5 protein-coding genes and 1 tRNA gene are annotated in these 10,192 nt (G+C 54.4%); 2 read left to right on the top strand and 4 right to left on the bottom strand.

The annotated features are described in order from the left end of the window. Positions 1-3,765: 3,765 nt before the first annotated feature. Positions 3,766-6,393: a dockerin type I domain-containing protein gene (locus Pla22_RS14900; RefSeq protein ID WP_165440685.1), complete on the top strand. Its 2,628-nt coding sequence runs from the start codon at positions 3,766-3,768 to the stop codon at positions 6,391-6,393. 169 nt (positions 6,394-6,562) lie between these two features. Here the strand turns inward: Pla22_RS14900 and Pla22_RS14895 are convergent, their stop codons facing one another. Continuing rightward, positions 6,563-7,126: a hypothetical protein gene (locus Pla22_RS14895; RefSeq protein WP_146515632.1), complete on the bottom strand. Its 564-nt coding sequence runs from the start codon at positions 7,124-7,126 to the stop codon at positions 6,563-6,565. A gap of 142 nt (positions 7,127-7,268) precedes the next feature. On the opposite strand from Pla22_RS14895, the gene Pla22_RS14890 reads away from it, so the two are divergent. Continuing rightward, positions 7,269-7,955 carry an RsmE family RNA methyltransferase gene (locus tag Pla22_RS14890; protein ID WP_146515631.1) on the top strand — a complete coding sequence of 229 codons (687 nt, stop codon included), beginning with the start codon at positions 7,269-7,271 and terminating at the stop codon, positions 7,953-7,955. A 24-nt stretch (positions 7,956-7,979) separates the two neighbouring features. Here Pla22_RS14890 and Pla22_RS14885 read toward each other — a convergent pair. The 3 genes from Pla22_RS14885 to Pla22_RS14875 form a co-directional block, all read right to left on the bottom strand. Continuing rightward, a tRNA-Arg gene (locus tag Pla22_RS14885) sits at positions 7,980-8,052 on the bottom strand. A gap of 84 nt (positions 8,053-8,136) precedes the next feature. Continuing rightward, positions 8,137-8,724 (bottom strand): ATP-dependent Clp endopeptidase proteolytic subunit ClpP, encoded by a 588-nt coding sequence (clpP, locus tag Pla22_RS14880; RefSeq protein WP_146515630.1) that lies wholly within the window; start codon positions 8,722-8,724, stop codon positions 8,137-8,139. Between the two features lie 113 nt (positions 8,725-8,837). Then, positions 8,838-9,434 carry a ClpP family protease gene (locus Pla22_RS14875; RefSeq protein WP_390620291.1) on the bottom strand — a complete coding sequence of 199 codons (597 nt, stop codon included), beginning with the start codon at positions 9,432-9,434 and terminating at the stop codon, positions 8,838-8,840. Between the last annotated feature and the right edge of the window lie 758 nt (positions 9,435-10,192).

The raw sequence follows: 10,192 nt of genomic DNA, 5'->3' as shown, positions 1-10,192 counted from the left end.
GACGAGTAGTTCATAACCGCCCACTTCGGTTTGCACGGGAAACAACAGATCAAACGAAGTGCCGGTGTCATCCGTGGGGATCGCATCGAGTCGGTTGACGCGAACGACGTCGGGGCCTGATGCGTTTTCAAGTAGCCCAATGATCGTGAATTCGTTGTAGTCAATCTCCGTGTACTCACCTTCCGCTAAGTACATGCTGAAGTAGAACGATGAGTCTTCGGTGTAAGCGAAGATATCCAGGTCGTAGTCACCGGCCGCGGGAAAATCAATAGCGTAGACCTGATCTTCGTAGGCAAGTTCAGTGTCCGCCGATCCGGTGAATCCGTTGATCGAAAACTCGAATCCACCCGAGGACTGCACACCAAAGGTGTAAACACCGGCCGAGGGAATCGTCAGTGTTTGAGATCCCTGGCCAGCGATATAGCCTTCGAGATAAAGCTCTTCGTCGGGTTCAGCATCAGGAAAGAAGTCGGGGTAGTCTCCGGCAAGAGCATAGTAGTTCGGATACATTTCCAACTCGGAATAGTACTCGAACGATGAAAAGAGCTGTTGACCGATTCTGCCCTCGTAAAAGTCTTTTGCTTCATCGAGCCCATAGAATCCAGCCCCCGATCCATCGTAGGCGTAGAACAGACTATCGATCGAAACGGCAAACTCCATCTCCAGATCATTTACAAAACCGGCTGGCTGAAAGTTGTCGCGCTTTTCAATTTCGGATGGCGATAACACCGACGCAAAGGGTTTGCCGCGGACGGGTTCGCTGAAGGTGACCGGGATGCGAGTCAAAACCTCGTCGTAGGTCGTGTACCGTTCTGGCGAAATCAAGTCCGGTCCCGTTTTATCAACGGCGACTACGACATCGACCGCTGATGACATCGGTAAGCCCGAAGCACCCAAAATATTGGGACCAATCGTAAATGTGTAATCACCATCCGTGCTAAGAGAACTCAACGAGACTTCGACATTGGTTTGGTCACGCGGCGTGACCGAGACGATTGACACCGCGTCAGGACCACTGACCGAAAGGTCATCCGCCGTGAACGTGGTTCCGTCGATAGGACTGTCGAAGGTGACTAAGAATGTCGTGTTCGACTGATTGAAGTTGGGTTTGACCTGAGTCACGCTAACCACTTGGTGCTCGATTGAGCGTGGGGCGGTACCCAAGAACGAACCGTACTGCACGTAATCGCTAACCGGCGTTCCGGTGGGATTGTTGTTTACGACTCCATCGGCATTGGATGGATCGAAGGGACCGTTGACGTCACCCCAATAGTTGCCCGTGAAGTTAGCGGTGGACGCCACGGTGCGCAGGTTCTCGACACCGAGCGATGATTGCCCCACGAAACTGCTGCCGGAAACGGTTGCGACCGACGTTGCATCGACGCGCACACCGATCTGACCGCCTAAGAAATCCGAGTCCGTTACCGTGACGCTAGAAGAATTGGATAAGTCCAAGCCGACGTTGGAAACCGATTGCGTGGTCAATCGCGTAATCGTCGGTGATCCGCCGACTACCCCCACACCGTCGTCTTCGGCATTAGAAACCTTGATGTCGGATAACGATGCGTCGGAAGTAACGAGGATCGAAGGCGTGGGAGACGACGAGGAAAACTGACGTCCGGCATAACGAACTTCGACGTGAGACAACTCGCTGGCGTCACTACCGACGATCAGGCCTTCCCAATGTCCCGGTGCAGGTTTGGTCGCCGATCCGTTGCTGTTGGAATCTCCACCCACCGAATCGTCGTGCCTGGATGTGAACACAATCGGTTCCGCAGCCGTGCCGATCGCTTTCAAAATCCCCTGGTTCGCCGTCAATTCATAGCCCGCACCGCTTTGCACTTTGATCACGCTACCGGGCGCAACCGTCAATGTCGCCGGGACACCGGCACTGATGTTGCCGACTTGGATTGATTGCACCATGAAAATGGTGACGCCATAATCCCAAGTTCGATCTTGGGTGAGCGTTCCACCATACATGAAGATGAAGTCGCCTTGATCGTTGTCAACGAAGTTCACGTTGTCGTAAATCGGATCGGCCACCAATCGTTGCACGATCGCATAGGTGTCGTTTCCTTGCATCGTCACGTTACGCAGCGTCGGACTGCCATTGTCCATTCGGATTCCTTCGAATCGCGAATCTCGGACCGTCACGTCTTGCAACAACGGGCTGGCGTTGTTGTAAATGGTCACACCGCCCAACGGAGTCGACGATTGTCCGTAACCTGCGTACCGCACTTCCACGTTCTGCAGCACGCTGTCATCGCTACCAAGATAAATGCTGCCCCAAGAACCCGTGGATGAAAACGACGTTCCATTTCCATTCGAATCACTCCCTGCTGAATCGTCGGTGGTGGCCGTAAAGATGATCGGCAACTCTTCGGTACCCACGGCCGACAGAACCCCTGGCTGGGCTTGGATGCTATCGCCGCGATCCTGCATCTTGATCACGCTGCCCGGCGCGATCGTTAGTGTCGCGGGCTCGGCCGGACTAGTGCCAGCGATGTTGCCGATGGATACCGTGTCAACAACGTGAACGGGAATCGAATCGAAATCCCAAGTTCGATTCTCGGTGATCGTGCCGCCGGTGAGTCGAACATGGTCACCCAAACTGTTGCCCTTCACCTGCACACCGTCGTAGTCAGGATTCGCGGCAATGAATTGATTGATCGGCGAGGTCCCGCTGCGTTGGATCAACAGATCGCGCAATATCGGGCGGCCATCTTCAATCTGCATCCCATACGATTGGCTATCACTGATCGTGACACTCTCGAGCAGTGGGTCAGCGTCAGCGTCGATCAACACAGCTGGAACGTTAGTCGCGCCGCGCCCCGCGAACCTGACTTCCGCATTCCCGAGCCGTGACGTGTCAGTTCGCAAGATCAGCGATTCCCAATCTCCGGGCGCACCAACCGTTGCGCCAGAGGTCAGATCTTCGCCGACGCTATCGTCTTGACTACTGGTGAAGATGATCGGACTTGCGATGGTGCCGAAGGCGTCGATCGTGCCTGCACCGGTCAGCGAGGTCGTTGCATCGAACTTGATCACCGTCCCCGGATCGATGTTCAACGTCACGCTATCAGGAACCGTTACATCGCCGGTCACATGGATCGTGCCGGACCATGTATCGTCCGCCGCAAGGATGCCCGAAACGTCGCGCGCTAGAAGCCGACGGTCTTCAAGACGCTCGGCGAAAACACGGCGCTTCTTACGCTTTATTTTCTGCCGCTGCCGTTCGGTTCGTTCAGGTTTCTGGATACCAAAACCAAACCAGTTCTTCGTACGAACCATCGCTAGCTCTATCGTTTTATCTGAGGGAAACACTCATGGCTGAAACTCCGACGCACGCATCCAAAAGAGGTACCGCAGGAATCTCCCCATTAAGGGTAACCCACGCAGCCACGGGAGTGCTATCATGTCGTAGCCAGCTTAACTGATTATTCCCTGAATCCAATTGTTTTTATTAGTTTGACAGAAGCTACGCAGACAAATACAGTCAACAATGGTCGGGTGTGTGGAAATCCAATCGCGAGTGCCTTTGGGCGACCATTCTTCCACTTGGGTGCCCCTTTCTCAACCAACCGACATTGGCCTCCCGCCAAAAGAGACTGGGCTACAGCCAGCCAAAATGGGCTAACGCCAACCGAGAAGCGGTCACATCGCTGAGGTGACGTTCCCGCACCCCGATCTGCTTCGGCCTGTCACAGGACAACCAAAATGCTCCATCGCGCGAAACGAAAAGCTACCTCACCGCGGTCACGTCGAATGCGAGCCTTTGAGCCACTCGAAACCAGGCGGCTGTTAGCTGGCGAGATCCTTTCGTTTCACCTCAACGCCCGCACCGCCGATGACGTCACTGCGCTGACGGATACTTCAACTCGCCACACGGAAGTCGAAGTCGGCCAGATCTTCCACCTGGAAATCAGCTATCAAGATTTGCGGGAACCAGGACTTGGCGAGACACCTGAATTCGGTGCTTATTCCATCGGCGTGGATGTGCTTGCGAGCCTACCCGACGCGATCGTTCCGGTACTCACCGAAACGCAACGGATTCTTATCGGCCCCAGCATCAAGAATGCGGTCGAAGGAACGATCGACGTTTCTTTGGTGGGGATTGCTCGAACAACGACAATCGACCTGATTGACTTCGCCAACAGCCCCAATTTGACCATCAAAGATGCCGTCGTGGCACTAGGCTATAGCCCCGAACATATTGATGTTTCGTTCCGATCCAACGAAGAAGGGTTCATGCTGCTCGAGGTGCGTTACAACGACGTCTCTTTCGCCGGCATCAACCTTCCCGATCTTGCCTTTGATTTCGATGTTACCGACGCCGGTGGCGATAACGTCGCGGTCAACCTCGAATTGGAGTCCGTGCCACCGGTGCTCAACGATGGTTCCATCAATGGTCAAGCACTCAAATACAATTACGACACTCACTCGCGAACCTATCGGGACAATCAATCGTTTTACGATGCCATCAATCGCGGCGTTTACAATCCGCAGCTCGGGTTTGATGAAGTCAATGGCGTCGGCGAGTTGTTGTACTTGCCCACCGAGTACGGTGTCGATCGTTCGCAACCCTTTGATGTGCTAAGCATTCCCGTTTACATCAACCGCGAGGTTTCCAATTTAGAACTGTCGTTGAACCCGGCCGAGCGTTTCCATTCGAATTTAGTGTTCGGTTCAGACGCTGCACTGACCAACGACCAATTGGAATTCGATCCTGCTAATTCGACAATGACCGTTTCCGCGAAGGGATCGATCGTCGATAGCCCCCTGAGAAACTTTTACTTCACCGCAGTTACCGAGCACGGCGGACACGGGCTGTATATGTCCGATGGGAACACAACTCGCTTAATTCGCGAACGATTTGACGGTCCTGACTTTGCACCCCAAGACTTGCTTTACGCTGCCAATCGCTTGTTCTTCACCGCAACGACCAATACCGGTGAACGAGAGATCTATGTCACCGATGGCAGCGAAGTTGGCACACGGTTGCTGACCAATATCAGCGGTGCCACCGGCAGCGAACCGATGAACCTTACCGATGCCGGTGATCGCGTCTACTTCACGTCGGTCCGTGCCGACGGACAACGCGAACTTTACGTTACCGAGGGCGACTTCACATCGGCTCGCGCGGTTGCAAATTTGTCAGGTGCGATCTCCAGCGAACCTGAGGACCTTACTGTCATTGGGAACAAGCTTTACTTCACGGCAATCAACACGCGATCCGAACGTGAACTGTACGTTACCGATGGCACACGCGAGAACACTCGCCCGCTGTTGAATCTCCACAGCCGATTCAGTAGCGAACCGGCGGATATCACAATTCTAGGCGACAAGATTGTCTTCTCGGCCAACGCTCGAACTGGCGGCACGCGGCAGCTTTACATCAGCGATGGCACTTTGGGCGGAACGGTCGCCATTGCCTCGACCAATCCCGAAGACCTTGTTGTTTTGGACGGAAAGCTATTCTTCACCCAGGAAACCACCAATGGGTCAAGAGTGTTGTCCCGAACCGATGGGACCACTGCCGGTACCGTTCAAATCATGACGCCTAACGGCACCGCGTTTACTCACGTGCTCGAATCGGTACCCTTCGCCGGTGAACTTTACTTCGTCGGCCAGGACGCAAACGGATCAGAGCTTTACTCGGTAACGAGCACAAGCACGACCTCCCGCGTGGTTCGCAACATTGCGGGTCGAGCGAACGGTCAACCGCGAGACTTAACGGTCGTCAACCAACGTCTCGCGTTCACGGCCTTGCTTCCCGATGGCACGCGAGAACTGTTCCGCACCACCGGAACAGAAGAAACTACCACGTTGGTCGCCAATCTGTACGGCGCTACGTCGGCGAGCCCAGAATCGTTAACCAAGATCGGCAACCGCTTGGCGTTCATTGCGACTTCGCCGACCGGTGCAAAGGATCTGTATTTCACAGACCTGTCGCGCTCGGGCACGTTCCTGATCGACGCAGCACTCAACGACGACTTCGAAATGCCTTCGGACATCACCGAGGCGAACGTTTCGAAGTTCCAAATCTTCAAGAACGGCACTGGGTCGCTGAATCCTTCGACCGTCATCCCCCTAGACGCCAACCTTGACGGCGAGGTTTCGGCTCGCGATGCACTAGTGATCGTGAACTACCTTGCCCAGATCAATGGCGGTGAATCGGAACTGATTTCCGACTTGATCGATGGGACACCACTTGAGGCATCGCCGCTTGATGTCAATCGCGACGGCTCGATTACCGCTCGAGACGCGTTGGCGGTGATCAATTACTTGAGTGTCCAATCGACCCAGCAAACGGCCCTGTCAATCGATGATGACGACGAGTTCGTTGCCAGTGACGACGTCACGCCCGCCGCCGACGAACCAACGCTGTTCTAGTAGTCACTACACGACGCATCACGCCACACGTCACGTCTCGCCAATCGGCACCATGCACGACGATCGTGGTCATTCAAGCGAGAGCGGTGATGACCACGCTTTAGGCGAACTCGCCAGCGTGATCTAAGGTCGATGAGAGAGCGATCAAACGGCGATGGGAGGGCAATCACTATGCCGCTCGGCGGGCTTCGCCTTGGCAGGCAGTGACAAGCGCCGTGTCAACTTGGGATTCACCAAGATGACTGAGTGTCTGCAGAACCCTGGCCATCTGAGGCATCAGGAGTGCGACTCGTCCAGCGGTCTGACGATGCAGTTCGCGCACGGCGGTATCGGTGTAAGTCACCATGCGGCCGTTCAATGTCGCTTGCTGCCGCCGGAGAAAATCGGCGAGTTCGTCGCATGTCATTGGCTGCAGATCAATCACACAGCGGGACTGCGGACGCACTGCGGAGATGACCGTACCGTGTTGCATCGCCGCCTCGCTGCAATCGGTTGCACGATCGACAAGCCACACCGTCCTGCAAACGGAATTCGCACTGACTTCGATTGGCGAATTTTGAGCGATCACAAAGTCAGTTGGCACGGCTCCCATCCCGTTAATATCAACGAGGTATTGCAGCAACGCCGTTAGCCCGCAGCCCCTTTCCGCTCGAAAGTTTGCTCGCGTTTCACCGCTGGCAAGGAACGTGTCAATTGCAACGAGGGCTCGTCGCTGAGGAGAAGTAAGGATCATAAAGTGTGATAACGTTGATTCGGGTGGCTCAAAGAAGGACCTCGCAGGCGACTGCCAAGGAAGCGGATTCCGCTTTACAATTCATCGGCGATTCACGTGGATCGCTTGATCTTGTTCGACCCTCTGTTCGTGAAACTGGTCCATGACGCGGCGTTACTACGTGGAATCTTTGCCCGAAAACGGCGGCGTGGTCAACTTGTCCAAGGACGAAGCCGGACACGCGATCCGAGTCATGCGGGTTCAAATCGGTGACGCCATCGAATTGTTCGATGGAAAGGGTTACGAAGCGGCCGCGACGATCGAATCAGTCACGCGCAAAGAATGCGTTTGCATCAGCCAGGCCAAGCTTCATGTGCCTCGGATGCCCGAGCGTGTTACGGAGTTGGCGGTCGCGATGCCCAAACCCGAACGAGCGAAGGAAATGGTAGAGCGGATTACCGAGCTTGGCGTATCAAAGCTAATCCCGATCATTGCCGATCGCACTCAGCGAGCGCCCACGGAATCGGTCATGTCCAAACTTGAACGAGTGGTGATCGAGGCCTGCAAGCAGTGCGGTCGAAACACACTGATGCAGATCGAGTCGCCAATAAAATCAAGCGACTACTTTTTGCAATCGCACGACGGCCGACTCGTCATCGCTCACCAAGGCGACGGTGCACTATCGATGCGAGATTTGCTTGTAGAACCTAAGATCGTCGCCGCGGTTGGTCCCGAAGGCGGTTGGACGATCGAAGAAGTCGAATTGGCGGAATCGCGAGGCTTCCAACGGATCAGCCTCGGCGAGCGAATCTACCGAATCGAAACTGCCGCCACCGTGCTAAGCACTTAGACGGCCTCGATTTTCATTCCCAAGTACCCCCTGCCCGATTCGAACGAGCGTTCCGGGCTGAGAAGCCCGACGTCCTGGGCCACTAGACGAAGGGGGCGGGGGAAGGCGATTGGATGAAGCGAGCAGCTCAGAGAAAGACAACGTCCTTTCGAACCCATCGCTTCAACAATTCTACTTCGAATCAGGCTTCGCCCGCTTTGGCAACGACCTTGTCGATCAAACCGTACTCGGTTGCCTCGGCGGCGCTCATGAAGCGGTCGCGATCAGTGTCGCTTTCGATCTTTTCAAGCGAATGACCAGTGTGTTCGATCATGATCTCGTTCATCCGCGTCTTGATGCGTCGGAGTTCCTCGACGTGAATTTCAACTTCACGAGCGGTACCCTGCATGCCGGCCAACGGTTGGTGAATCATGATGCGAGCGTTGGGAAGAGCGTAGCGTTTGCCCTTTGCACCAGCGGTCAACAATACCGCGCCCATCGAAGCGGCTTGACCGATGCAATAGGTTGCTACGTCACACGAAACGAATTGCATCGTATCGTAGATCGCCATCCCCGCGGTGATCGAGCCACCGGGGCTGTTGATGTAAAGGTGAATGTCCGCCTTGGGGTCGTCCGAATGAAGGAACAACATTTGCGCGACCAAGGCATTGGAAATGTGATCGTCGACTTGTTGACCCAAGAAGATGATGCGGTCCTTGAGCAACCGGCTGTAGATATCGTAGGTGCGTTCTTCGCGTCCCGACTTTTCGATGACGTAAGGGATAGGCATAGGAAAGAGTCCAATAAAGTTTGAATGGTTGGTTGGTTGAGACAATCGCTGGCTCGACAGGCGAACCGTTTGACATGACCGGACTTAGCAAGCTCGATCACGAACAGCAACGATCAATCGTCTTCGGACGGGTCGCCTGGTGGCTTCGCCAAAATGTCGTCGACCAATCCGTACTCGACGGACTCTTTTGCACTCAGGAAAAAATCGCGATCGGTATCGCCAGCAATCTTTTCGACACTCTGTCCACTGTGCTTGGACAGGATCTCGTTGAGCACGTCGCGGTAGCGGAACATTTCAGCCGCTTGAATTTCAATGTCACTGACTTGTCCGCTAACGCCACCGAGTGGTTGGTGCATCATCACGCGAGCGTTCGGCAAACAGTATCGCTTACCCTTGGTGCCACCGACCAACAATACCGCTGCACCACTACAGGCCTGGCCGACGCAGTAAGTCGCGACCGAGCACGACAACATTTGCATGGTGTCATAGATGGCCAGCGTCGACGTGACACTGCCACCGGGGCTATTGATGTAGAAGTGAATGTCTTTGCGGCGATTTTCGCTCTGCAAGTACAGCAACTTCATGACAATCTCATTGGCATTGCCATCATAGATTTCGCCTTGCAGGAAAACGATGCGGTTTTCCATCAGCAAGTCGCCAAGCGTCAATTGACGTTGGCGTTGGTAGCTCTGGTAAGAACTGGCGGCCATAAGTTCGTTGGGGTTGAAGTCGTGCGGCATAGATTGAGAAGCCATATTTCCCAGCGTTGAGTTCATTGGGGTAAGGGAGCGTGCGTGATTCGGTGCTGCAACCGAAACGAATTTCGTGTTACTGGCCTGCGAGTGATCGTCAGACCTCAGCTAATGTTCGCCATTGTTCCAAAATTGACAAGACGGGTTCTCGTTGAGAGTACCGTTTTCGCCGGACTGGCAAAAGGGAAGCCAGTTTGAAAAGCAAACCAGCACTCCGGCGAACGATCGTAGGATTCCACAAAATTCGCCCATCTTCACAATCATGCAGCTTTCAAACGATCTAACCGCCGATTGGGGAACCCAAGCAATATAGGCATTTCCACCCGTTCTAGGTCCTTCGGAAAACAAAGCCCATCCTTCAAACCTATGCCTTGTCTTTTCGAAAACGGAGTTAAACGCTCAACGGAAAGCGGAGAACACAAATCCTGGCAACAACGGCGGGCATTTGAGCGTGTTCGTTTGAGTTTGACATAAGCTATTGATGCACTGCAGCGGCGGCAATTGCACCTTTTCAACTTCTATGGGAAGCAGCGCCTAATTGGCTTCGTTAGATAGAGAGCCAGAGCTAATGATCGACGCGAAGCCGTCTAAGCACGACACCCAAACACAAACCTAAAGGCCGATTTTGACGCACGCCTGCACGACTCCCGCGAGAGCTCAAACGGAGTGCACGCAAATGCTTTCTGATTGAGGTGATCCCGATACATCCGTCGCGG

This window comes from Rubripirellula amarantea, from assembly GCF_007859865.1.
In the GTDB taxonomy this organism is placed as follows: Bacteria; Planctomycetota; Planctomycetia; order Pirellulales; family Pirellulaceae; genus Rubripirellula; species Rubripirellula amarantea.
The sequence above is the reverse complement of the archived record's forward strand: the minus strand, read 5'-3'. Positions and strand labels throughout refer to the sequence as shown.